The organism is Variovorax sp. 05N34, assembly GCF_056397405.1.
In genome coordinates this window covers 416757-438457 of record NZ_JBFTNI010000003.1, presented here as the reverse complement: position 1 = coordinate 438457, position 21701 = coordinate 416757, and the positions used below count along the sequence as shown (strand labels likewise).

Annotated in this window: 28 protein-coding genes and 1 tRNA gene; 23 read left to right on the top strand and 6 right to left on the bottom strand. The window is 60.6% G+C overall.

The window, feature by feature from the left end; all coding sequences use genetic code 11:
• Positions 1-18: 18 nt before the first annotated feature.
• Entirely contained in the window at positions 19-936 is a 918-nt protein-coding gene (locus AC1DMA_RS11120; protein ID WP_478144199.1) for an aldose 1-epimerase, read from the top strand.
• On the opposite strand, the gene tgt is transcribed toward AC1DMA_RS11120, so the two are convergent.
• Together tgt and queA are read right to left on the bottom strand one after the other, a co-directional pair.
• Positions 933-2105 carry a tRNA guanosine(34) transglycosylase Tgt gene (gene tgt, locus AC1DMA_RS11115; RefSeq protein WP_478144198.1) on the bottom strand — a complete coding sequence of 391 codons (1173 nt, stop codon included), beginning with the start codon at positions 2103-2105 and terminating at the stop codon, positions 933-935. The genes AC1DMA_RS11120 and tgt overlap by 4 nt on opposite strands.
• Positions 2106-2108: 3 nt before the next feature.
• Entirely contained in the window at positions 2109-3149 is a 1041-nt protein-coding gene (gene queA / locus AC1DMA_RS11110) for a tRNA preQ1(34) S-adenosylmethionine ribosyltransferase-isomerase QueA (RefSeq protein ID WP_478144197.1), read from the bottom strand.
• A gap of 75 nt (positions 3150-3224) precedes the next feature.
• Between queA and recG the strand changes: the two genes are divergently transcribed.
• The 4 genes from recG (at position 3225) to ubiA (ending at position 7964) form a co-directional block, all read left to right on the top strand.
• Positions 3225-5363, top strand: coding sequence for an ATP-dependent DNA helicase RecG (gene recG / locus AC1DMA_RS11105; protein ID WP_478144196.1), 2139 nt, complete (start codon positions 3225-3227; stop codon positions 5361-5363).
• Positions 5364-5390: 27 nt separating this feature from the next.
• Positions 5391-6356, top strand: coding sequence for a LysR substrate-binding domain-containing protein (locus tag AC1DMA_RS11100; protein WP_478144195.1), 966 nt, complete (start codon positions 5391-5393; stop codon positions 6354-6356).
• Positions 6357-6469: 113 nt separating this feature from the next.
• On the top strand, positions 6470-7057 hold the full coding sequence (locus AC1DMA_RS11095; RefSeq protein WP_478125108.1) for a Dps family protein: 588 nt from the start codon (positions 6470-6472) through the stop codon (positions 7055-7057).
• Positions 7058-7067: 10 nt separating this feature from the next.
• On the top strand, positions 7068-7964 hold the full coding sequence (ubiA, locus tag AC1DMA_RS11090; protein WP_478144305.1) for a 4-hydroxybenzoate octaprenyltransferase: 897 nt from the start codon (positions 7068-7070) through the stop codon (positions 7962-7964).
• A gap of 48 nt (positions 7965-8012) precedes the next feature.
• Here the strand turns inward: ubiA and proC are convergent, their stop codons facing one another.
• Positions 8013-8870: a pyrroline-5-carboxylate reductase gene (proC, locus tag AC1DMA_RS11085; RefSeq protein ID WP_478144194.1), complete on the bottom strand. Its 858-nt coding sequence runs from the start codon at positions 8868-8870 to the stop codon at positions 8013-8015.
• A 464-nt stretch (positions 8871-9334) separates the two neighbouring features.
• Between proC and rplN the strand changes: the two genes are divergently transcribed.
• From rplN to AC1DMA_RS10995, 18 genes are all read left to right on the top strand, one after another.
• On the top strand, positions 9335-9703 hold the full coding sequence (gene rplN / locus AC1DMA_RS11080) for a 50S ribosomal protein L14 (RefSeq protein ID WP_093105273.1): 369 nt from the start codon (positions 9335-9337) through the stop codon (positions 9701-9703).
• A 10-nt stretch (positions 9704-9713) separates the two neighbouring features.
• Positions 9714-10031 carry a 50S ribosomal protein L24 gene (rplX, locus tag AC1DMA_RS11075; protein ID WP_478125106.1) on the top strand — a complete coding sequence of 106 codons (318 nt, stop codon included), beginning with the start codon at positions 9714-9716 and terminating at the stop codon, positions 10029-10031.
• 11 nt (positions 10032-10042) lie between these two features.
• A complete protein-coding gene (rplE, locus tag AC1DMA_RS11070) occupies positions 10043-10582 on the top strand; it encodes a 50S ribosomal protein L5 (protein ID WP_478144193.1) in 540 nt (179 codons plus the stop codon).
• Positions 10583-10590: 8 nt separating this feature from the next.
• Positions 10591-10896: a 30S ribosomal protein S14 gene (rpsN, locus tag AC1DMA_RS11065; RefSeq protein WP_068674578.1), complete on the top strand. Its 306-nt coding sequence runs from the start codon at positions 10591-10593 to the stop codon at positions 10894-10896.
• Between the two features lie 20 nt (positions 10897-10916).
• Complete coding sequence (rpsH, locus tag AC1DMA_RS11060; protein ID WP_478125104.1) at positions 10917-11312, top strand: 30S ribosomal protein S8; 396 nt, start codon at positions 10917-10919, stop codon at positions 11310-11312.
• 24 nt (positions 11313-11336) lie between these two features.
• Entirely contained in the window at positions 11337-11870 is a 534-nt protein-coding gene (gene rplF / locus AC1DMA_RS11055) for a 50S ribosomal protein L6 (RefSeq protein WP_478125103.1), read from the top strand.
• Between the two features lie 14 nt (positions 11871-11884).
• Entirely contained in the window at positions 11885-12250 is a 366-nt protein-coding gene (rplR, locus tag AC1DMA_RS11050) for a 50S ribosomal protein L18 (RefSeq protein ID WP_478125287.1), read from the top strand.
• An 18-nt stretch (positions 12251-12268) separates the two neighbouring features.
• Positions 12269-12787, top strand: coding sequence for a 30S ribosomal protein S5 (rpsE, locus tag AC1DMA_RS11045; RefSeq protein WP_028250822.1), 519 nt, complete (start codon positions 12269-12271; stop codon positions 12785-12787).
• A 15-nt stretch (positions 12788-12802) separates the two neighbouring features.
• Positions 12803-12988 (top strand): 50S ribosomal protein L30, encoded by a 186-nt coding sequence (gene rpmD, locus AC1DMA_RS11040; RefSeq protein WP_009124818.1) that lies wholly within the window; start codon positions 12803-12805, stop codon positions 12986-12988.
• A gap of 23 nt (positions 12989-13011) precedes the next feature.
• Positions 13012-13443 carry a 50S ribosomal protein L15 gene (gene rplO / locus AC1DMA_RS11035; RefSeq protein WP_478125102.1) on the top strand — a complete coding sequence of 144 codons (432 nt, stop codon included), beginning with the start codon at positions 13012-13014 and terminating at the stop codon, positions 13441-13443.
• A 23-nt stretch (positions 13444-13466) separates the two neighbouring features.
• Positions 13467-14777: a preprotein translocase subunit SecY gene (gene secY / locus AC1DMA_RS11030; RefSeq protein ID WP_478125101.1), complete on the top strand. Its 1311-nt coding sequence runs from the start codon at positions 13467-13469 to the stop codon at positions 14775-14777.
• A gap of 145 nt (positions 14778-14922) precedes the next feature.
• Positions 14923-15036: a 50S ribosomal protein L36 gene (rpmJ, locus tag AC1DMA_RS11025; protein ID WP_038201958.1), complete on the top strand. Its 114-nt coding sequence runs from the start codon at positions 14923-14925 to the stop codon at positions 15034-15036.
• Between the two features lie 24 nt (positions 15037-15060).
• Positions 15061-15426 (top strand): 30S ribosomal protein S13, encoded by a 366-nt coding sequence (gene rpsM / locus AC1DMA_RS11020; RefSeq protein ID WP_019653977.1) that lies wholly within the window; start codon positions 15061-15063, stop codon positions 15424-15426.
• A gap of 12 nt (positions 15427-15438) precedes the next feature.
• Positions 15439-15843, top strand: coding sequence for a 30S ribosomal protein S11 (gene rpsK / locus AC1DMA_RS11015; protein WP_009124825.1), 405 nt, complete (start codon positions 15439-15441; stop codon positions 15841-15843).
• A gap of 125 nt (positions 15844-15968) precedes the next feature.
• Entirely contained in the window at positions 15969-16592 is a 624-nt protein-coding gene (rpsD, locus tag AC1DMA_RS11010; protein ID WP_478098886.1) for a 30S ribosomal protein S4, read from the top strand.
• A gap of 146 nt (positions 16593-16738) precedes the next feature.
• A complete protein-coding gene (locus AC1DMA_RS11005; protein ID WP_158721727.1) occupies positions 16739-17728 on the top strand; it encodes a DNA-directed RNA polymerase subunit alpha in 990 nt (329 codons plus the stop codon).
• 82 nt (positions 17729-17810) lie between these two features.
• Complete coding sequence (gene rplQ, locus AC1DMA_RS11000) at positions 17811-18212, top strand: 50S ribosomal protein L17 (RefSeq protein ID WP_478125100.1); 402 nt, start codon at positions 17811-17813, stop codon at positions 18210-18212.
• Positions 18213-18230: 18 nt separating this feature from the next.
• A tRNA-Met gene (locus AC1DMA_RS10995) sits at positions 18231-18307 on the top strand.
• Positions 18308-18496: 189 nt separating this feature from the next.
• Here the strand turns inward: AC1DMA_RS10995 and AC1DMA_RS10990 are convergent.
• From AC1DMA_RS10990 to AC1DMA_RS10980, 3 genes are read right to left on the bottom strand one after another with little or no spacing between them, the layout of a single operon-like run.
• Positions 18497-18892, bottom strand: a complete 396-nt coding sequence (locus AC1DMA_RS10990; RefSeq protein ID WP_478125099.1) for a RidA family protein — start codon at positions 18890-18892, stop codon at positions 18497-18499.
• Positions 18889-20508, bottom strand: coding sequence for an AMP-binding protein (locus AC1DMA_RS10985; RefSeq protein ID WP_478125098.1), 1620 nt, complete (start codon positions 20506-20508; stop codon positions 18889-18891). Before AC1DMA_RS10985 ends, AC1DMA_RS10990 begins: the two co-directional genes overlap by 4 nt.
• Entirely contained in the window at positions 20505-21698 is a 1194-nt protein-coding gene (locus tag AC1DMA_RS10980; RefSeq protein WP_478125097.1) for an acyl-CoA dehydrogenase family protein, read from the bottom strand. Before AC1DMA_RS10980 ends, AC1DMA_RS10985 begins: the two co-directional genes overlap by 4 nt.
• Between the last annotated feature and the right edge of the window lie 3 nt (positions 21699-21701).

Sequence of the window (21701 nt, the reverse complement as noted above, 5' to 3'; positions counted from 1 at the left end):
ACCTGTGGTGCGAATTGCATGAAAGAAAACGACACGAAGCTGATACAGCTTTCAGCGGGATCCGTGCGGCTGGTGCTGGCACCCGAATTGGGGGGATCGATTGCAGCGCTCTATGACGAGCAGTCTGGAGACCGCTTCGATTGGCTTCGGTCCGCGACCGACGACGCCCTGGCGCGGCGGGACCCGTTCTCGATGGCGAGCTTTCCGCTGCTGCCCTGGTGCAACCGTATTCGAGATGGCCGCGCGCGATTTGGTGGCCGGGACATCGCGATCGCGACAGGTCATGCCGCGGGACCTTCGGGCAAGCATCCCTTGCACGGCATCGGATGGATGCGCCCATGGAAGGTCGCGCGGTCTTCGGCAACCCAGGCGACGCTTGAACTCGCGGTCGAAGCCGACACCCAATGGCCCTGGCGCTTCGAGGCTGCGCAGACGTTCGAACTCGACTCGTCCGGCCTGCGCTGCAAAGTCACCTTGACCAATCGCGATTCAGTGCCGATGCCGGCGGGAATCGGCCATCACCCCTACTATCCGCATCGCGACGGCACGCGCTTGCAGACGACAACTGCTGCCATGTGGAAAGGCGACGCCGAAGTCATGCCCGTAGCGCTGGCAGAGACGCCTGAAGTGAGCCGGCTTCGAGAGGGCGTGCTGCTGTCCGAACTCGACCTGGACAACAACTTCATCGGCTGGTCGCGCACGGCGCGCATCGATTGGCCGAATGAAGGGCGTGCGCTGGTGATGTCGGCGGACCAGCCGCTTGATTTCTTCGTGCTGTACTGCCCGCATGGCGCAGGACACTTTTGCGCCGAACCCGTCAGCCAATGCACCGATGCGATCAATCTGTCGGGCCGTTACTCACCGAGCGAACTCGGTGGCGCGGTGCTGGCGCCAGGCGAATCGCTGTCGGGAAGTTGGTCTCTTCGGTCCGTCTAGACGCCTCGTGCGCGGTCGGCCTTGAACTTCGCGCGGAACTCGGCGAAGCGCCCCGCGTCGAGCGCCTCGCGAATTTCCTGCATCAGGTTCAGGTAGTAGTGCAGGTTGTGGATGGTCGTGAGCATCGGCCCCAGCATCTCGCCGCAGCGGTCCAGGTGATGCAGGTAGGCGCGGCTGAAGCCATCGCGGCCGCCTTCGTTCCATGGCACGCCTGATGCACCCGCGCAGGCGTGGCAGGTGCAACTCGCATCGATGGGCTGTGGATCGCTCTTGTGGCGCGCGTTGCGCATCTTGAGATCGCCGAAGCGCGAGAACAGCGTGCCGTTGCGGGCATTGCGCGTCGGCATCACGCAGTCGAACATGTCGACGCCCTGCGCCACGCCTTCGACGAGGTCCTCCGGCGTGCCGACTCCCATCAAGTAGCGCGGCTTGTGCGCCGGCAGCTTGTGCGGCGTGTGCGCCATGATGCGCAGCATTTCGTCCTTGGGCTCACCCACGCTCACTCCGCCGATTGCGTAGCCCGGAAAGTCCATGTCGATCAACTTTGCAAGGGATTCTTCGCGCAGGTTTTCGAACATGCCGCCCTGGACGATGCCGAAGAGCGCATTCGGATTTTCGAGTCGACTGAATTCGGCTTGGCAGCGATGAGCCCAACGCAGGCTCAGTTCCATCGACTTGCGCGCGTCGGATTCCGTTGTGACGTGGCCTTGGGTCTCGTACGGCGTGCATTCGTCGAACTGCATGACGATGTCGCTGTTGAGGATGGTCTGGATCTGCATCGAGACCTCGGGCGTGAGGAACAGCTTGTCGCCGTTGACGGGCGAGGCGAACTTCACGCCTTCTTCACTGATCTTGCGCATGGCTCCGAGAGACCACACCTGAAAGCCACCCGAATCGGTGAGGATGGGCTTGTTCCACTTCTCGAACTGATGAAGACCGCCGAAGCTGGCCATCACGTCGAGTCCCGGCCGCATCCAAAGGTGGAAGGTGTTGCCAAGAATGATCTGCGCGCCCATCTCTTCGAGGCTGCGCGGCATCACGCCCTTGACGGTCCCGTAGGTACCCACGGGCATGAAGATGGGTGTCTGCACCACGCCGTGGTTCAGCGTTAGCGTGCCGCGGCGCGCGTGGCTTCCAGGGTCGGTTGCGAGAAGTTCAAAGTTCAGCATGGATCAGTGCTTTCTGGCGAGCAGCATGGCGTCGCCGTAACTGAAGAAGCGATAGCGCTCGCGAATGGCGTGGGCATACAACGCCATCACGTGTTCGTAACCGGCGAAGGCGCTGACCAGCATCATCAGTGTGCTTTTGGGCAGATGGAAGTTGGTAACGAGCAAGTCGACATGCTCGAAGGCGAAACCAGGGGTGATGAAGATGCGTGTGTCGCCTGAGGCCTCGCCGCTCTTGGCCCACGATTCGAGCGTGCGAACGGTGGTCGTCCCAACGGCGACGATGCGGCCGCCGCGCGCCTTGGCGTTGGCAATGGCGGCTTGCGTGGCGGCGGGCACTTCATAGCGCTCGGCATGCATCGTGTGCTCGGCGATGTTCTCCGTCTTGACGGGCTGAAAAGTGCCGGCACCAACGTGAAGGGTGACATTGGCGCGCTGCACGCCGCGCGCTTCGAGCTTGGCGAGCAGCGCCGAATCGAAATGAAGGGCCGCCGTCGGTGCTGCCACGGCGCCGGGCACCCGCGCGAACACTGTCTGATAGCGGCTTTCGTCGTCAGCCGAATCGGTATGCGTGATGTAGGGGGGCAGTGGCACATGGCCGCAGCGGGCCATCAGCGCATACGGGTCTTCGCCCGCCGGGCTTTCCAGGCGAAAACGGAAGAGGGCCCCATCTTCTTCCGGCCAGCGACCGAGCAGCGTTGCGCTGAAGCCGCCCACCATCGCGAGTGTGGTGCCCACCTGCGGCTTCTTGCTGACTTTCATGTGCGCGACCACCTCAGCTCCTTGCAGCACGCGCTCGACGAGCAGCTCAAGCTTGCCGCCGGTAGGCTTTTCGCCGAAAAGGCGGGCCTTGACGACAAGCGTGTCGTTGAAGACAAGCAGGTCGCCCGCCTGGAGCAGCGAGGGGAGGTCTCTGAAGATCCGGTCGACCGGTGCCTGACCGGATCCGTCCAGAAGACGGGAAGCACTGCGTTCGGCAGCGGGATGTTGGGCCACCAGTTCAGGCGGCAGGTCGAAATCGAAATCGGAAAGCGTGTAGTCGCGCATGAGTGCTTGAGGGCCGGACAGGCCCGTGCCAAGGAAGCGGAGGAATGGATGCAAGGAGGCGGGCAGAATTGTCCCATGCCCGCCGCCGCCAAACCTTCGCCCCCGGAAAAGCCTACTGCAGCGTCGGCCACCGTAAATGCGACCGCATCCGCGCCTGCGCCTGGCACGGGGCTGAGCGCGGTTCAACGCGCGCTCCGCAAGCTGGGACTGGTGCGCGACATCGATTTCGCCCTCTACCTGCCGATGCGCTACGAGGACGAGACGCAGGTCGTGCGACTGGCGGACACGCGTGACGGAGACATGGCACAGATTGAAGCGGTGGTCACCGAATGCGAGGTGGTCTTCCGTCCCCGTCGGCAATTGATCGTCACGGTCTACGATGGCAGCGACACCTGTCAATTGCGCTTCTTCAATTTCTATCCGTCGCAACAGAAGCAGCTTGCAGTGGGCGCAAAGGTGCGCGCGCGGGGCGAAGTGCGCGGCGGGTTCGTCGGGCGGCAGATGATGCATCCGACCGTCAAGGCCTCCGGCACCGCGCTGCCGGAGGCGTTGACGCCGGTGTATTCGACCATCGCCGGGCTGGCTCAGCCGGTGTTGCGGCGCGAGGTTCGCTCCGGGTTGGCCCGGGCCGTGCTTGACGAGACGCTCCCGACAGGCGCAGCTCCGCACGGTGCATGGGATCTGCGTCGTGCGCTGACCTTCCTCCACTATCCAACCCCCGACGTCGCGGTGGCCACGTTGGAGGATCACAGTCATCCAGCCTGGCAGCGCCTGAAGGCCGACGAACTCCTCGCCCAGCAACTTTCGCAGCTTCAGGCGCGGCGGGCGCGAGCAGCGCAACGGGCGCCTGTTCTGGAGGCTGACGCGTCCGGAGGCGCGCTCCATCGCGATCTGCTGGCGGCACTGCCCTTTGCTCTGACGGGCGCGCAGCAGCGAGTCGGAAGCGAAATCACGCGCGATCTCGCCCGAGAGGTTCCGATGCACCGGTTGCTCCAGGGCGATGTGGGATCGGGGAAGACGGTCGTTGCAGCGCTGGCTGCCGCGCGTTGCATCGACGCCGGCTACCAATGCGCGCTGATGGCGCCGACCGAAATTCTCGCGGCTCAGCATTTCGGCAAACTCGTCGGCTGGCTCGATCCGCTGTTGGCCGAGCGCGGCTTGCGCGTCGCGTGGCTCACCGGCAGTCAGAAGAAGAAGGAACGCGATGCGATGACAACTGCCGTCGAGAGCGGCCAGGCGGCGCTTGTCATCGGAACCCACGCTGTCATTTCCGAGAAGGTGCGGTTCAAGAATCTGGCTCTCGCCGTCATTGACGAACAGCATCGCTTCGGCGTGGCACAGCGACTAGCCCTTCGCGGAAAGGCGAACGGCGATTTCGAGCCGCATCTGCTGATGATGAGCGCCACGCCGATTCCGAGAACCTTGGCAATGAGCTACTACGCCGACCTGGACGTGTCCACCCTCGACGAACTGCCGCCAGGCCGCACGCCGATCGTCACGAAGCTCGTCGCGGACCACCGGCGGGATGAAGTCGTCGATCGCATTCGCGCCCAGCTCGCACAAGGGCGACAGGTCTACTGGGTATGCCCTTTGATCGAGGAAAGCGAAGCGGTGGACCTGCGGAACGCGACCGAGACGCGAGATGAACTGGCCGATGCACTGGGTTCTGACGTCAGCGTCGGCCTTCTTCATTCGCGCATGCCAACGACTGAGAAGCAGGCGGTCATGGAGGCCTTTACAGCCAACCGCCTGCAGGTGCTCGTAAGCACCACCGTGATCGAAGTCGGCGTGGATGTGCCCAATGCTTCGCTGATGGTGATCGAACATGCGGAGCGCTTCGGCTTGTCGCAACTGCACCAATTGCGCGGTCGTGTGGGTCGGGGTGCGGCTGCTTCCGCCTGTGTCTTGCTCTACGCACCTAACGAAGGTGGCCGCGTTGGAGAAGCTGCTCGCGCGCGCCTGAAAGCCATGGCCGAGACCAGCGACGGCTTCGAGATCGCGAGACGCGACCTCGACATTCGCGGCCCCGGCGAATTTCTCGGCCCCCGCCAGTCCGGCGCCCCTCTTCTGCGCTTCGCAGACCTGAGCACAGACGTTCTCCTCCTGGACTGGGCCCGGGAGCTTGCGCCCAAAATGCTCGACCGTCACCCCGATCTGGCGCAAAAACACATCGATCGCTGGCTTGGCGCTAAGGCCGAATATCTAAAGGCATGAGCTTGCGGCGAGCAATAATTTCCAACTATGACGTTGACAGAACTCAAATACATCGTCGCGGTTGCGCGAGAGCGGCATTTCGGCAAAGCCGCAGAGGCCTGCTATGTGTCGCAGCCAACCTTGTCCGTGGCGATCAAGAAGCTGGAGGACGAACTCGAGGTCAAGCTGTTTGAGCGCAGCGCGGGCGAAGTCACCGTCACGCCGCTTGGCGAGCAGATCGTGCAGCAGGCGCAGAGCGTGCTGGACCAGGCGGCCAGCATCAAGGAAATCGCCAAGCGTGGAAAGGACCCGCTGTCGGGTCCGCTCAACCTGGGCGTCATCTACACCATCGGGCCGTATCTCTTGCCTGATCTCGTGCGCCAGAACATTGCACGTAACCCGCAGATGCCGCTGGTGCTGCAAGAGAACTTCACCGCCAAGCTGCTCGAAATGCTGCGATCCGGCGAGATCGACTGCGCCATCATGGCCGAGCCGTTTCCGGACACGGGCTTGGCCATGGCGCAACTTTACGACGAGCCATTCGTGGCCGCATTGCCCGCCAACCATCCGCTGGCAAACAAGGAGTCCGTCACTTCCGACGAACTCAAGAGTGAAACGATGCTCCTGCTCGGGACGGGACACTGTTTTCGCGACCACGTGCTGGAGGTTTGCCCCGAGTTCGCACGCTTTTCCAGCAATGCTGAAGGGATTCGAAAGAGCTTTGAGGGCTCTTCGTTGGAGACCATCAAGCACATGGTCGCCTCGGGAATGGGCGTCACCCTGGTGCCGCGGCTGTCGGTCCCGGCTGATGCGCTCAAGCCCAGGGCCAAGGGACGAAGAGAGCCTGAGCAGATCGTGCGCTATCTCCCCGTTCGCGATACGCAAGGCGGTGAGCCGCCGACGCGCCGCGTCGTGCTGGCGTGGCGGCGCAGCTTCACCCGCTACGAGGCGATTGCGGCACTCCGAAACGCGATCTACGCCTGCGAGCTGCCGGGCGTCAAGCGCCTTTCCTAAGAACCGTGAGAAACGCGCCGCACGTCGACGGACCCATCCTGCGCCGGATGCAGAGGCTGCGCTAGAGTGCTGCTTTCCTGACGTCAATTCACTTGAAGAAAGAGCTCATCGCCATGGCCAAAGTCGTGAAGAAACCCAAGTCTCCAGACACCAGCGCTCCGTCTGCCGGAAAGGTGCCCAAGAAGGGCGATGTCGTGGTCGCGGAGGCCTCGGGCAGCCGCAATGCCCCGATCATCAATATCGGCATTGAGCGCCAGGATCGCGCCGCGATCGCCGAGGGCTTGAGCCGCGTGCTTGCGGACACCTACACGCTCTATCTCACCACGCACAACTTCCACTGGAACGTGACGGGGCCTCACTTCAACTCGCTCCACGCGATGTTCATGACCCAGTACACCGAGCTTTGGGGCTCGACGGATGTCATCGCCGAACGCATTCGTGCGCTGGGGCACTACGCGCCCGGCTCGTACGCTGAATTCAGCAAGATCGCGACCGTGCCCGACGTTCCGCAAAGTCCGCCAAAGGCCATGGAGATGGTGCGCATTCTGGTCAAGGGTCATGAAACAGTCTCGCGCATCGCTCGCGAATTCATCCCGGTTGCCGAGGAGGCAGGAGACGATCCCACGGCGGACATGCTGACGGCACGCTGCACCGTGCATGACCAGACGGCTTGGATGCTGCGTTCCCTCCTTGAAGACTGACGCACCGGTGATGCCCGCTGGTGGGCCCTTCCAACCCGCGCCCGAGCCGCAACGCGGGCGTTTTGCGCTGTACCTGGATCTGATCCGATGGAACCGCCCGGCAGGTTGGCTCCTGCTGCTTTGGCCAACACTTGGCGCACTGTGGTTCGCAGCCGAAGGATGGCCGGGTTGGCATCTCCTGACGGTGTTCGTCCTCGGCACCATCCTCATGCGCAGCGCAGGCTGCTGCGTCAACGATGTTGCTGACCGGGAGTTCGACCGCCACGTCAAGCGAACAGCCCAGCGGCCAGTCACGAGCGGTGCCGTTTCGGTGAGAGAAGCGCTTGCGCTCGGGGCCGTCCTCGCGCTGGCTGCTTTTGCACTGGTCCTGACCACCAATCGCGTCACAGTCTCGTTGTCGTTCGCGGCTCTTGCGGTGACGCTGGCTTACCCGTTTGCCAAGCGCTTCGTGTCGGTTCCACAGGCTGTCCTCGGCATCGCGTTCAGCTTCGGCATTCCGATGGCGTTTGCCGCCGTGCGCAGCAGCGTGCCCGAGTTGGCCTGGTGGCTGCTCGCAGGCAATTTGTTCTGGGTATTGGCTTACGACACCGAATACGCAATGGTCGACCGCGACGACGATCTGAAGATCGGCATGAAGACCTCAGCAATCACGTTCGGTCGATTCGATGTGGCGATGGTCATGGTCAGCTATGCAATCTTCCTTGCCGGATGGGCGGCCGCCGGTGCCGGAAGAGCGCTCGGCGCAATCTTCCATGTCGCCATAGGCGTCGCCGGCGCTCAAGCCGTCTGGCACTGGCGTCTGATTCACGATCGCACCCGCGACGGTTGTTTCAAGGCCTTCAGGCTCAATCATTGGCTCGGCTTCACAGTGTTCGCCGGTGTCGCGGCAGGCTACATGCTGCGTTGAGTCGGGCATCAGCCCTGCCGGCCAAGGCTTCGACCCTTGGCTTCGCCTTCAAGACTTTCCAAATTCTTGGCCGAGTTCAGCGGCGCGCTCATGCGCCGCGCGGATTGCGGCCTTGAACTTGGCTTTGAGCTGAGCGTCGTCCATGTTCGTCATCGCCGCATGGGTGGTCCCGCCCTTCGAAGTGACCCGTTCACGCAATGCGGAAGGCGGCTCCGTCGCATTGCTTGCCAGGGCCGAAGCGCCGGTGAAAGTTCGAATGGCGAGTCGATGTGCCTGCTCTGCCGTCAGTCCTAGTTCAATACCTGCCTCGGTCATGGCCTCGATGAAATAGAACACGTAGGCCGGACCAGAGCCGGAAACGGCGGTCACAACGTCCAGTGCCGCCTCCGCGTCGACCCACATCAGATCACCGGTGGGGGCCAGGACCTGTTCGACGAGCTTGCGACCTTCATCGCCGACAGCGTCGCGTGCAAACAGGCCAGTCATTCCTTGACCAATGAGGGCGGGTGTGTTGGGCATAGCGCGAGCCACCTGTTCAGTGGCGAGCCAACGGGCAATGCTGTCGGACGGAATTCCCGCCGCGACACTGAGATGTAGCGCGTTTGGTGCAAGTCCTCGTATTGCATCCGTTGCCGTCGCAAAACTTTGCGGCTTGACTGCCCACACGATGACTTCGCAGCGGCCCAGCGCGGCGCCCGCTTCCGGCTGCGCGTCGATACCGAAATCGTTCGCCAGCTTGATGCGAGCTTCGGCGAGCGGCTCCACCACTTCGAACGCGCTGGCGGGAGCATTTTGTTTCACAAGCCCGCCGATGATGGCGCTTGCCATATTCCCTCCCCCAATGAAGCCTATGGGCGGGAGGGGGGCGAGTTCCTGGCGAGGAAGGAAGGTGACTGCGATGTTCATGACTACCTCGGTAAATTCAAAGGCTAAAGCAGCTGGTCTGCGAAGGAAATTGTGTCCCTTGTCGCAACAAGAATGCGGCTGAACGCTTGAAATCACTTGTAGGAGCCACCACGAGCTGTTGGCTGTTGTCACTACGCCACGGGTCGATCAGCTGAGCCCAACCTGGAGGGCGCTCGCCGCCGTTGGACCCTCCCTGGTGGACGCAAGCGCCATCTGCGAGGGTGGCACTAACATTGACGTCCGGCCAAAAATCGTCGGCTTGCAGGCCGGCGCACGAAGTAGTGTGTTGACGGCCGCAAAATGCTGTGCAACAATCGCGGGCTTCGCTTCAGAAAGGCGAAGCTTCTGCCCAGCGGAAGCGCATCGAAGTGGTTTCGGTGCGTGGACGACGGGCCCAAGACTGATCGTTAAATCGCGTCGGAGTTGTCCGATCGGTAAGCGGTACAAGTTGGGAATATCACAAAATGATCCAAACTGAATCCAGGCTCGACGTAGCCGACAACACGGGCGCGAAATCCGTCTTGTGCATCAAGGTGCTAGGTGGCTCCAAGCGGCGCTATGCCAGCGTAGGTGATGTCATCAAGGTCAGCATCAAGGAAGCCGCTCCGCGTGGTCGCGTCAAGAAGGGCGAGATCTACAGTGCAGTGGTGGTTCGCACCGCCAAGGGCATTCGTCGCAGCGACGGCTCGCTTGTTAAATTCGATGGCAATGCGGCTGTGCTGCTCAATGCCAAATTGGAGCCCATCGGCACCCGTATCTTTGGACCAGTCACGCGCGAGCTGCGCACTGAAAAGTTCATGAAGATCGTGTCGCTGGCACCTGAAGTTCTGTAAGGACAGTGCCATGAACAAGATTCGCAAAGGCGACCAAGTCATCGTATTGGCTGGACGCGACAAGGGAAAGCGCGGCACCGTGTCGCTGCGCAAGGACGACTCGCATGTCATCGTTGACGGCATCAATCTCGTCAAGAAGCACACCAAGCCGAACCCTCTGAAGGGTACGACCGGCGGTATCGTCGAAAAGGCCATGCCGATTCACCAATCCAACGTGGCGATTTTCAATGCTGTGACCGGCAAGGCTGATCGCGTGGGCATCAAAGTCGCGGACGGCAAGCGCGTGCGCGTCTTCAAGTCCAGCGGCGAAGAAATCAAGGCCGCCTAAGGGGTACTCACATGGCTCGTCTCCAACAACACTATCGCGAAAAGATCGCGAAAGACCTGACCGAAAAATTCGGCTACACGTCTCCTATGCAGGTTCCGCGCTTGAGCAAGATTACGCTCAACATGGGCGTCGGCGAAGCGGTTGCCGACAAGAAGGTGCTCGACAATGCTGTCGCTGACCTGACCAAGATTGCTGGCCAGAAGCCGGTGGTGACCAAGTCGAAGAAGGCGATCGCAGGCTTCAAGATTCGCGAGAACCAGCCCATCGGCTGCATGGTCACGCTGCGTGGCGTGCAAATGTACGAATTCCTGGACCGCTTCGTGACTGTCGCGCTGCCGCGTGTTCGCGATTTCCGCGGTATCTCGGGTCGCGCTTTCGATGGTCGTGGCAATTACAACATCGGCGTCAAAGAGCAGATCATCTTCCCTGAGATCGAGTACGACAAGGTCGATGCGCTGCGCGGCCTCAATATCAGCATCACGACGACGGCCAAGACTGACGAAGAGGCGAAGGCGCTTCTCGCTGGCTTCCGTTTTCCGTTCAAGAACTGAGGTGGTTTGTGGCTAAAGTAGCTTTGATCGAGCGCGAGCTCAAGCGAGAAAAACTGGTCGCAAAGTACGCCGCGAAGCACGCGGAACTGAAGGCGATCGCCAACGATGCGAAGAAGAGCGACGAAGAGCGCGCTGCCGCCCGCCTGGGTCTGCAGAAGCTCCCGCGTAACGCCAATCCGACCCGTCAGCGCAACCGTTGCGAAATCACTGGTCGCCCGCGTGGCACCTTCCGTCAATTCGGTCTGGCTCGGGCCAAGATCCGCGAACTGGCCTTCAATGGCGACATCCCTGGTGTCACCAAGGCCAGCTGGTAAGCCAGGCAGGAGCAAACAACATGAGCATGAGTGATCCCATTGCCGACTTGCTGACGCGTATCCGTAACGCGCAGATGGTGGCAAAACCGACCGTGTCGGTCCCGTCTTCCAAGGTGAAGGTTGCGATCGCGCAGGTCCTCAAGGACGAGGGCTACATCGACGGCTTCAAGGTCAAGACTGAAGCCGGCAAGAGCGAACTCGAAATCGCGTTGAAGTACTACGCCGGTCGCCCGGTCATCGAGCGCATTGAGCGTGTAAGCCGTCCCGGCCTGCGCGTCTACAAGGCCAGCTCAGCCATTCCTCAAGTCCAGAACGGCCTGGGTGTGGCGATTGTCACGACCCCAAAGGGTGTGATGACCGATCGCAAGGCGCGCGCTGCCGGTATTGGCGGCGAAGTGCTGTGCTACGTCGCCTAAACGAGACATCTAGGAGAAACTGAAATGTCCCGAGTAGGAAAAATGCCGGTCGCCATTCCCACAGGTGTGGATGTGTCGATCAAGGAAGACCAGATCAGCGTCAAGGGTTCGGGCGGCACGCTCAACCTGCCTCGCAATGCGCTGGTCATCGTTACCAGCGAAGATGGCAAGCTCAGCTTTGCGCCAGCAAATGAATCGCGTGAAGCAAACGCGATGAGCGGCACGGTTCGCCAATTGGTTAACAACATGGTGGTGGGCGTAACCAAGGGCTTCGAAAAGAAGCTCAGTCTGGTTGGCGTCGGCTACAAGGCTCAGGCGCAGGGCGCCAAGCTGAACTTGCAGGTTGGTTATTCGCATCCGGTCAACAAGGACATGCCGCAGGGCATTACGGTGGCGACACCAACCCCGACCGAAGTCATTGTCAAGGGTGCCGACCGTCAGCGCGTCGGCCAGGTGGCCGCTGAGATCCGAGCTATTCGTCCGCCAGAGCCGTACAAGGGCAAGGGCATCCGCTATGTGGACGAGAAGATTGTGATCAAAGAGACCAAGAAGAAGTAAGGGGCAGCAAAATGATGTTGACCAAAAAAGCACAGCGTCTTCGCCGTTCACGCCAGACCCGCATCCGCATTGCGACGCAGCGCGTGGCACGTTTGACGGTGAATCGCACCAATCTGCACATTTACGCCACCGTCATTTCCGACGACGGCACAAAGGTGATCGCAACTGCGTCGACGGCCGAAGCCGAGGTGCGCGCTTCGCTAGGTGGGTCGGGCAAGGGTGGTAACGCCGCTGCTGCGATCGCCATTGGCAAGCGGATCGCCGAAAAGGCAAAGGCTGCCGGCGTTGAGAAGGTTGCTTTCGATCGCGCAGGTTTTGCATACCACGGTCGCGTAAAGGCGCTGGCCGATGCCGCCCGCGAAGCTGGCTTGCAGTTCTAACCGGACACGAGATTCAAAATGGCAAAGATTCAGGCAAGAACGCAGAACGAAGGCCCCGAAGACGGCTTGCGCGAGAAGATGATCGCGATCAACCGCGTCACCAAGGTGGTGAAGGGTGGTCGCATTCTCGGGTTCGCGGCGCTCACGGTCGTGGGTGACGGCGATGGCCGCGTCGGCATGGGGAAGGGTAAGTCGAAGGAAGTCCCAGCTGCGGTGCAGAAGGCGATGGAAGAGGCTCGGCGCAATCTGGCAAAGATTTCGATCAAGAACGGGACCCTCCACCACCGCGTGACGGGTCACCACGGTGCCGCATCCGTGGTCATGATTCCAGCACCTAAGGGTACGGGCATCATCGCTGGCGGTCCGATGCGCGCAGTCTTCGAAGTCATGGGCATTACGGACATCGTGGCGAAGAGCCATGGTTCTTCGAATCCCTACAACATGGTCCGTGCCACGCTGGATGGGTTGAAGAACTCGACCACCGCTTCTGAAGTGGCAGCCAAGCGTGGCCTTACCGTCGAAGAACTCTTCGCCTAAACCTGGGGTAATGAGATGACGACGCAACAACAAACATTGAAGGTGCAATTGGTCAAGAGTCCGATCGGCACCAAGGAATCGCATCGCGCCACCGTGCGCGGACTGGGCCTGCGCAAGCTCAACAGCGTGAGCGAGCTGCAGGATACGCCGGCGGTGCGAGGCATGATCAACAAGATCAGTTATCTGGTCAAAGTGCTCTAAAAGAGCCGCTGAGAGAGACGTATATGGAACTCAATGGCATCAAGCCGGCAGCCGGCGCCAAGCACGCGAAGCGGCGAGTCGGCCGTGGTATCGGCTCTGGCCTCGGCAAGACTGCAGGTCGTGGTCATAAGGGGCAGAAGTCGCGCGCAGGCGGCTTCCATAAGGTCGGCTTCGAGGGCGGTCAAATGCCTCTGCAGCGTCGGTTGCCCAAGCGTGGCTTCAAGTCGCATTTGCTGAAGTACAACGCCGAGGTGACGCTGACGTCCCTCGAAAATCTGGGTTTGGCCGAAGTCGACGTGCTGGTGCTTAAGCAGGCGGGTCTCGTTGGCCAGATCGCTAAGGTCGTCAAGATCATCAAGTCAGGCGAGATCACCAAGGCGGTTAAGCTGACGGGAATCGGCGCCAGTGCCGGGGCCAGAGCAGCGATTGAAGCCGCTGGTGGTAGCGTCGCCTAAACACGAACCGAAAGAAGTTCTTCGTGGCAACCAACGCGGCAACGCTCGCAAAGACAGGTAAGTTCGGTGACTTGCGTCGCCGGCTTGTCTTTTTGCTGCTCGCGCTCGTGGTCTATCGCATCGGGGCGCACATCCCGGTGCCGGGCATAAATCCGGACCAACTGGCGCAGCTGTTCCAAGGTCAGCAAGGTGGCATCCTGAGCCTGTTCAACATGTTCTCCGGCGGAGCCCTTTCGCGCTTCACGGTGTTCGCGTTGGGCATCATGCCTTACATCTCCGCGTCGATCATCATGCAATTGATGACCTACGTCGTGCCGACCTTTGAGCAGTTGAAGAAGGAGGGCGAGGCGGGTCGCCGGAAGATTACGCAGTACACGCGCTACGGCACGCTGGCTCTCGCACTCTTTCAGTCGTTCAGCATTGCGGTTGCATTGGAGTCGTCGGCCGGTTTGGTTATTTCGCCTGGCTTCGGTTTTCGCCTTACTGCAATGATCAGTCTCACGGCTGGCTCAATGTTCTTGATGTGGCTCGGTGAGCAAATCACGGAGCGTGGGCTTGGAAATGGGATCTCGATCCTGATCTTTGCCGGAATTGCGGCAGGTCTTCCGAACGCGATCGGGGGGCTGCTTGAACTGGTTCGTACCGGCGCCATGAATGTGCTGGTAGCACTGTTCATCGTGGCTGTGGTTGTGCTGGTGACCTACTTCGTCGTCTTTGTCGAGCGGGGTCAGCGCAAGATCCTGGTGAACTATGCGCGGCGACAGGTCGGCAATAAGGTTTATGGCGGTCAGTCATCGCATCTTCCACTCAAGTTGAACATGGCTGGCGTGATCCCACCGATCTTCGCCTCCTCGATCATCCTGCTACCGACCACGGTTGTGGGCTGGTTCAGCACCGGGGAGAGCATGCGCTGGATCAAGGACATTGCCAGTGCGCTCAGACCTGGGCAGCCCATTTATGTGCTGCTGTACGCTAGTGCGATCGTGTTTTTCTGCTTTTTCTACACGGCGCTCGTGTTTAACAGTCGTGAAACTGCTGACAATCTGAAGAAGAGCGGTGCTTTCATTCCGGGGATCCGTCCGGGTGACCAAACCGCGCGCTACATAGACAAGATCCTCGTCCGGTTGACGCTAGCGGGGGCGGTCTACATCACCTTTGTTTGCTTGCTGCCCGAGTTCCTCATTCTGAAGTACAACGTGCCGTTCTATTTTGGGGGGACTTCGTTGTTGATCATCGTGGTCGTCACGATGGACTTCATGGCACAAGTACAGAACTACATGATGTCTCAGCAATATGAATCGCTCTTAAAGAAGGCGAACTTCAAGACGTCATGAAGATAGGGACGCGGACGCGTCGTATCTGGATCCCTCCAGGTGTGACAGCGTCACCAATGAGTTATCGCCCTACGACTTAAGCCGGGCGCGCATAGTGTTTCAGGCGAAATCGGTCGCCGGTTGAAAAAGAGTTTAGGAGAATGAAATGAGAGTTTCGGCTTCGGTCAAAACGATTTGCCGTAATTGCAAGATCATCCGCCGCAAGGGTGTGGTGCGTGTGATCTGCACCGACCCGCGCCACAAGCAGCGCCAGGGTTGATCGTAAGAGTATTAGAGGACGCACATGGCACGTATTGCTGGCATTAACATTCCGCCGCACAAGCACGCTGAAATCGGTCTGACCGCTATTTTCGGCATCGGTCGCACGCGCGCTCGCAAGATTTGCGAAGCAAGTGGCATCGAGTATTCGAAGAAGATCAAAGATTTGACGGACGCCGATCTCGAAAAGATTCGCGATCAGATCGCTCTATTCACGATCGAGGGCGACCTGCGCCGCGAGACGACGATGAACATCAAGCGCTTGATGGACATCGGCTGCTATCGCGGTTTCCGCCACCGTCGCGGCCTGCCGATGCGTGGTCAGCGCACGCGCACCAATGCTCGCACTCGCAAGGGTCCGCGTAAGGCTGCGCAGTCCCTCAAGAAATAAGGATAGACCAGCATGGCTAAAGCTCCTGCCAACAACGCCGCACAGCGCGTTCGCAAGAAGGTTCGCAAGAACGTTGCGGACGGCATTGCCCACGTGCACGCCTCCTTCAACAACACCATCATCACCATCACGGACCGCCAGGGAAATGCTCTTTCTTGGGCGTCCTCCGGTGGTCAGGGCTTCAAGGGCTCCCGCAAGTCGACACCGTTCGCTGCGCAGGTCGCCTCGGAAGTTGCCGGCCGGGCTGCGGTCGAGCAAGGTATCAAGAACCTTGACGTCGAGATCAAGGGTCCGGGACCTGGTCGTGAATCGTCGGTGCGAGCGCTCGCCGCGCTCGGTATTCGGATCAATTCCATCGCCGATGTGACTCCGGTGCCGCACAACGGTTGCCGTCCACAGAAGCGTCGTCGCATCTAAGGCGAAGACGTACGCGCAGCCGCTTCGCAGCGGCTGCGCATTTGCTTTTTACAAGCCCACCGCCATCAGCACGCCGCTGACGGCTCCCGCAGTCCCCTGCGGCAGATGACCCAAAGGAAGATCAAGTGGCACGCTATCTAGGCCCCAAGGCCAAACTCTCCCGCCGCGAAGGCACCGATCTGTTCTTGAAGAGCGCGCGTCGTTCAATTCAAGACAAGGCTAAGTTTGACTCGAAGCCTGGCCAACACGGGCGGACCTCTGGCCAGCGCACTTCGGACTTCGGCCTCCAACTGCGTGAAAAGCAGAAGGTAAAGCGCATGTACGGCGTGTTGGAAAAGCAGTTCCGCCGCTACTTCGAAGAAGCCGATCGTCGCCGTGGCAATACCGGCGCCAACCTGCTTTTCATCCTTGAATCGCGCTTGGACAACGTCGTCTATCGCATGGGCTTTGGTTCGACGCGCGCGGAAGCACGGCAGCTCGTTTCGCACAAGGCGATCACTGTGAATGGCCAATCGGTCAATATTCCGTCCTATCTGGTCAAGACGGGGGACGTAATCGCTGTTCGCGACAAGTCCAAGAAGCAGAACCGTATTGTCGAAGCACTCCAACTGGCGCAACAGGTCGGCATTCCAGCGTGGGTAGAAGTTAATGCCGATAAGGCCGAAGGCACCTTCAAGAAGGTCCCCGATCGCGACGAATTCGCAGCTGACATCAACGAATCGTTGATCGTCGAACTGTATTCGCGTTGATTTACCTGCCTTCCTCGCAGCCTCAGGTGGGTTTCGTCGAGGGCTGATTGTTTTTATTCACGTTCCTGCCTTGAGCCTTGCTGCAAGGCAGGTGCTTCACCAGCCTTACCGGTGTAACGAGCCGGGGGTATTGAGAGGAAGTCTGCATGCAAACCACCCTGCTGAAACCCAAGACCATTCAGGTCGAGCAACTCGCGCCTAACAAAGCTAAGGTCACGCTCGAGCCTTTTGAGCGTGGCTATGGCCACACGCTTGGCAATGCACTGCGCCGTGTCCTACTGTCGTCGATGGTTGGTTACTCAGCGACCGAAGTCACGATTGCAGGCGTGCTGCACGAGTACTCGTCCATCGATGGCGTGCAGGAAGATGTCGTTAACATCTTGCTGAACTTGAAAGGCGTGGTCTTCAAGTTGCACAACCGTGACGAAGTCACCCTGAGTCTGCGCAAAGACGGCGAAGGCGCCGTGACGGCCTCGGATATCCAAACGCCGCACGACGTGGAAATCATCAATCCTGATCACGTGATCGCGCACTTGTCGCAGGGCGGTAAGCTCGACATGCAGATCAAGGTCGAAAAGGGCCGTGGATATGTGCCGGGTACGATGCGCCGTTACGCGGATGAGCCGACGAAGTCGATTGGTCGCATCGTCCTCGACGCCTCGTTCTCTCCAGTCAAGCGCGTAAGCTATACCGTTGAAAGCGCTCGGGTGGAGCAGCGCACGGACCTTGATAAGCTGCTAGTTGAAATCGAAACCAACGGCGCGATCACCGCTGAAGACGCCGTGCGTGCTTCGGCCAAGATCCTGGTCGAGCAATTGGCAGTCTTCGCTCAGCTCGAAGGCGGCGAATTGGCTGCATTCGATGCACCGGCGCCGCGCAGTGCCCAGCAGTTTGACCCGATCCTGCTGCGTCCGGTCGATGAGCTTGAGCTAACGGTTCGCTCGGCCAACTGCCTCAAGGCGGAAAACATTTACTACATTGGCGACCTGATCCAGCGTACCGAGAATGAATTGCTCAAAACGCCGAATCTGGGCCGCAAGTCGCTCAACGAGATCAAGGAAGTGCTTGCCTCCCGTGGGCTAACCTTGGGTATGAAGCTCGAAAGCTGGCCGCCGGCCGGTCTCGACAAGCGCTGATTTTCAAGATAGGCCTCATAGGCCTGTGCACCGGGCAGTACCTGACACGGCTGCCTGTTTTTATAAAGTAAAGGAAAGCACCATGCGTCACGGACACGGACTCCGCAAACTCAACCGCACCAGCTCGCACCGTCTAGCGATGCTGCAGAACATGATGAATTCGCTCATCGAGCACGAAGTCATCAAGACGACGGTACCAAAGGCCAAGGAACTGCGTCGTGTCATTGAGCCGATGATCACGTTGGCAAAGAAACCTACGGTCGCCAATAAGCGTTTGGCATTCGACCGCCTCCGTGATCGCGACAGCGTCGTGAAGCTGTTCGGCGAACTCGGTCCCCGCTTCCAGGCTCGCCCAGGCGGCTATACGCGCATTCTGAAAATGGGTTTCCGCGTTGGCGACAACGCACCCATGGCGCTGGTCGAGTTGGTGGATCGTCCCGTAGTAAATGAAGCTGCTGCGGACGAGCAGAACGCTGCGGAATAAGCTATAATTCAGTCTTGCCGCGCGATGGAGCAGCCTGGTAGCTCGTTGGGCTCATAACCCAAAGGTCGCAAGTTCAAATCTTGCTCGCGCAACCAACATGGGCGTGTAAACGCCGATCAAAAAGCCCACTTCGGTGGGCTTTTTTGTTTTTGTCCTTTGGCGTTTGCGTTTGATCTCTGCCAACGTTCTGGGGTTAGTTGCGAGACCATATTGCGCAGTTTGCAGACCGCACATGGACAGAGCACTCGAGCCCCGCGACTCGCGACGTCCCCAAGTGCTGGTGCTCAGTCAGGCACTACCGCCGTCACTTCGATCTCAACCTTTGCCCGTAATTCGACGAGCGCCGCAACCTGCACGCATGTCATCGCCGGGAAGTTTCTCCCCATGGCCTCGCGGTAGACGGGGCCGAGCTCGCCCAGACGTCGGTTGTATTCGTCCCGATCAGTGACATACCAAGTCATGCGCACCATGTGCTCCGGTCCGGCCCCGGCTTCTCGCAGCACTTCCACGATGTTTCGGAGCGCCAGACCTGTCTGTTGAATGAAGTCGTCCGATTCGAACTGCTGTTGAGCATTCCAGCCGATTTGCCCGCCGACGAAGACCGTGGTTCCACGGGCGGCGACGCCATTGGCATAACCCCTGGGAGGAACCCAGCCGGGAGGTTGGAGAAACTTGATCATGCGAATTGCCTCAATTTGAATCGTTGGAGTTTCCCGGTCTCTGTACGGGGCAGACTTGCCACGAACTCGATCTCTCGGGGGTATTTGAAGGGCGCAATGGTCGCCTTTACGTGGTCTTGCAGTGCCTTGACCATGGCAGCATCGGCGGCATTCCCGGGCTTGAGCACGCAGAAAGCCTTGACGATCATGCCGCGCTCCTCGTCTGGTTTGCCGATGACGCCGCATTCGGCGATGGCCGGGTGCTTCAGAAGTGCGTCCTCAACCTCCGGGCCACCGACGTTGTACCCAGCCGTGACAATCATGTCGTCAGCGCGAGACTGATAGAAGAAGTAGCCGTCGTCGTCCTGGATGAATGCATCTCCAGGGTAATTCCATCCGTTTCGCACATAGTCCGCTTGCCGCGCGTCGTCCAGGTAGCGACAACCAACAGGACCGATGATGGCCAGCTTGCCGACCGTTCCTCGAGGAACTTCATTGCCGTGGTCATCGACGATCTTTGCGGTAAAGCCTGCGACAGCTTTGCCAACCGCACCTCGGCGGACCTGATCGCCCGCAGCGGATATGTAGATGTGAAACACCTCTGTCCCCCCAATGCCGTCGAGCATCTCGATGCCCGTGGCCCGCTTCCACAATTGACGTGTGGCGTCGGGAAGGGCTTCGCCGGCGCTGACGCTGATGCGAAGGGTGGGCACGCCGGCAGCCTTGGCGAACGCGGCCATTTGCCGGTAGAAGGTCGGGGCGGTGTAGCTGATGGTCGCGCCGACTGTGCGGATCACCTGGACCATCGATTCCGGCGTGTACGGCGCATCGTGAAAGTACACAGAGGCGCCCGCGTACATGGGGAAGATCAACAGCCCGCCGAGCCCGAAGGTAAAGGCCAAAGGTGGAGAGCCGATGACGATGTCGTCGGTGCGAGCCCGCAATACATGGCGCGGCCAGGTCTCGCACATCGCGAGCACGTCGCGATGCGTGGTGACGGGCGCCTTGGGCTTGCCGGTCGTGCCTGAGGTGAAGGCCAGAAGGGCGATGTCGTCCGCAGAAGTCGGACAGGCGTCGAAGATGCCACTCTTTGCGCCGCTGCGCGCCGACAGCGAATCAGGTGCGTCCGGCTGGTTGAAAGCGACGATCGTCTTCAGCACAGGATGCTGCAACTGCGCGGCTTTGAGTTCGTCCAGCAGCTTTCCATCGCAAAGCGCGACTGTCGGCTGAGACTTCTCCAGGATGTCTCCGAGTTCCTTGGCACGCAACAAGGGCATCGTCGCAACGGCAATCATCCCGGCCTTGACGACAGCCAGCCACGACAAGGCCATCGCAATTGAGTTTCCGCCCCGCAGCAGCACGCGGTTGCCGGGCACAAGGCCGAGGTCTTCGGTCAGCACTTGGGCGATGCGGTTGACTTCGACAGCAGCCTCCGCATAGGTCAACGTCCGGCTCGGCGAACGCAGCATCGGATTGTCGGCAAAGCCCTTGGAAGCCGCCTTGTCCAGCAGCTCTTCCACCAGATTCAACTGGTCGGGCAACTGAAGCTCGGGCAGGTCATACCTGAAGATCGGTAGCAGGTGCGCCGGCGGGAGCCGGTCATGTACGAAGCGGTCGATCTGCGCGCTTGGAGTCATTTGGCCCTCAATACGGATTTGCCGATGATCAGTTGTTGCACTTCCGTCGCGCCTTCATAGATGCGCAGCGATCGGATGTCGCGATAGAGGCTCTCGACTTTCGTCCCTACCTTGACGCCAAGGCCGCCGTGCATCTGTAGCGCCATGTCGATCACGCGGCTTGCGTTCTCTGTCGCCGTCATCTTGGCCATTGCTGCCGCGGCGGTCAGATCGCCCACTGGAGGCTCGCCCCGGCGTTCGCAGTCGTCACGCATCCAGGCGGCTCGATAGGTCAGCAGTGCGCCTGCGTCGATCAAGGCGGCCATCTCGCCGAGCTTCGCCTGCGTGAGCTGAAAGTCCGCGAGCGTGTGGCCGAACATCTTTCGCTTCTGTGCGTGCTGTACGGCTTCGGAGAGCGCGCGGCGAGCCATTCCGAGTGCAGCGCCGGCAACCGACGCGCGAAAGATGTCGAGCGTGCGCATCGCGAGCTTGAAGCCGCCATTCAGTTCGCCCAGTTGCGCGCTGCGCGGCACCACGCAGCCGTCGAAGCGCAGGGTCGCGAGAGGATGCGGCGCCATCACGTCGATGTGCGCGGACGTGTCGAGCCCGGGAGTCTTTGCGTCGACGATGAAGGCAGTGATTCCGCGAGCGCCAGCTGTCGGATCTGTCTTCGCGAACACGCAGTAGAAGTCGGCGATGCCGCCGTTGCTGATCCAGGTCTTTTCACCGGTCAGCCGCCAGCCATCAGCCGTTTCTTCTGCGCGCATCGCCATCGCACCGACGTCAGACCCTGCTTCAGGTTCGCTGAGCGCGAAGGCGGCGATCTTGTCGCCCCGCCCCACGGGTGCGAGATAGTCCGCATGCTGTGCGGCCGACCCCGCCAGGGTGATGGCCCCGCTGCCCAGGCCCTGCATCGCGAAGGCGAAGTCGGCCAATGGCGAGTGGAATGCCAGCGTCTCGCGCAGCAACACCAGTGCGCGTGAATCGAGCTTGTCGAGCGCGCCGCCCGACGCAGCGGGCACGCAGAAGCGCAGCCAGCCGGCGCTGCCCAGCCGGCGGACCCAATCGCGGCATGCTGCGCGGTCGTCGCGCTCGTCCACGGACTGCGCGGCGGCCCAAGGCAGAAGTCCGCGCGCGAGTGCGCGGTGCGCCTCCTCGAAAAAAGGCAGCGCCAGGTGCGCTGTGGAGGGATCGACAGCAGAAGCGGCCATGAA

Excerpts from the sequence above, each read along its gene's own strand:
- AC1DMA_RS11120 (WP_478144199.1), top strand. The coding sequence starts at position 19 with ATGAAAGAAAACGACACGAAGCTGATACAGCTTTCAGCGGGATCCGTG.
- tgt (WP_478144198.1), bottom strand. The coding sequence starts at position 2,105 with ATGCTGAACTTTGAACTTCTCGCAACCGACCCTGGAAGCCACGCGCGC.
- queA (WP_478144197.1), bottom strand. The coding sequence starts at position 3,149 with ATGCGCGACTACACGCTTTCCGATTTCGATTTCGACCTGCCGCCTGAA.
- recG (WP_478144196.1), top strand. The coding sequence starts at position 3,225 with ATGCCCGCCGCCGCCAAACCTTCGCCCCCGGAAAAGCCTACTGCAGCG.
- AC1DMA_RS11100 (WP_478144195.1), top strand. The coding sequence starts at position 5,391 with ATGACGTTGACAGAACTCAAATACATCGTCGCGGTTGCGCGAGAGCGG.
- AC1DMA_RS11095 (WP_478125108.1), top strand. The coding sequence starts at position 6,470 with ATGGCCAAAGTCGTGAAGAAACCCAAGTCTCCAGACACCAGCGCTCCG.
- ubiA (WP_478144305.1), top strand. The coding sequence starts at position 7,068 with ATGCCCGCTGGTGGGCCCTTCCAACCCGCGCCCGAGCCGCAACGCGGG.
- proC (WP_478144194.1), bottom strand. The coding sequence starts at position 8,870 with ATGAACATCGCAGTCACCTTCCTTCCTCGCCAGGAACTCGCCCCCCTC.
- rplN (WP_093105273.1), top strand. The coding sequence starts at position 9,335 with ATGATCCAAACTGAATCCAGGCTCGACGTAGCCGACAACACGGGCGCG.
- rplX (WP_478125106.1), top strand. The coding sequence starts at position 9,714 with ATGAACAAGATTCGCAAAGGCGACCAAGTCATCGTATTGGCTGGACGC.
- rplE (WP_478144193.1), top strand. The coding sequence starts at position 10,043 with ATGGCTCGTCTCCAACAACACTATCGCGAAAAGATCGCGAAAGACCTG.
- rpsH (WP_478125104.1), top strand. The coding sequence starts at position 10,917 with ATGAGCATGAGTGATCCCATTGCCGACTTGCTGACGCGTATCCGTAAC.
- rplF (WP_478125103.1), top strand. The coding sequence starts at position 11,337 with ATGTCCCGAGTAGGAAAAATGCCGGTCGCCATTCCCACAGGTGTGGAT.
- rplR (WP_478125287.1), top strand. The coding sequence starts at position 11,885 with ATGTTGACCAAAAAAGCACAGCGTCTTCGCCGTTCACGCCAGACCCGC.
- rpsE (WP_028250822.1), top strand. The coding sequence starts at position 12,269 with ATGGCAAAGATTCAGGCAAGAACGCAGAACGAAGGCCCCGAAGACGGC.
- rpmD (WP_009124818.1), top strand. The coding sequence starts at position 12,803 with ATGACGACGCAACAACAAACATTGAAGGTGCAATTGGTCAAGAGTCCG.
- rplO (WP_478125102.1), top strand. The coding sequence starts at position 13,012 with ATGGAACTCAATGGCATCAAGCCGGCAGCCGGCGCCAAGCACGCGAAG.
- rpmJ (WP_038201958.1), top strand. The coding sequence starts at position 14,923 with ATGAGAGTTTCGGCTTCGGTCAAAACGATTTGCCGTAATTGCAAGATC.
- rpsM (WP_019653977.1), top strand. The coding sequence starts at position 15,061 with ATGGCACGTATTGCTGGCATTAACATTCCGCCGCACAAGCACGCTGAA.
- rpsK (WP_009124825.1), top strand. The coding sequence starts at position 15,439 with ATGGCTAAAGCTCCTGCCAACAACGCCGCACAGCGCGTTCGCAAGAAG.
- AC1DMA_RS11005 (WP_158721727.1), top strand. The coding sequence starts at position 16,739 with ATGCAAACCACCCTGCTGAAACCCAAGACCATTCAGGTCGAGCAACTC.
- rplQ (WP_478125100.1), top strand. The coding sequence starts at position 17,811 with ATGCGTCACGGACACGGACTCCGCAAACTCAACCGCACCAGCTCGCAC.
- AC1DMA_RS10990 (WP_478125099.1), bottom strand. The coding sequence starts at position 18,892 with ATGATCAAGTTTCTCCAACCTCCCGGCTGGGTTCCTCCCAGGGGTTAT.
- AC1DMA_RS10985 (WP_478125098.1), bottom strand. The coding sequence starts at position 20,508 with ATGACTCCAAGCGCGCAGATCGACCGCTTCGTACATGACCGGCTCCCG.
- AC1DMA_RS10980 (WP_478125097.1), bottom strand. The coding sequence starts at position 21,698 with ATGGCCGCTTCTGCTGTCGATCCCTCCACAGCGCACCTGGCGCTGCCT.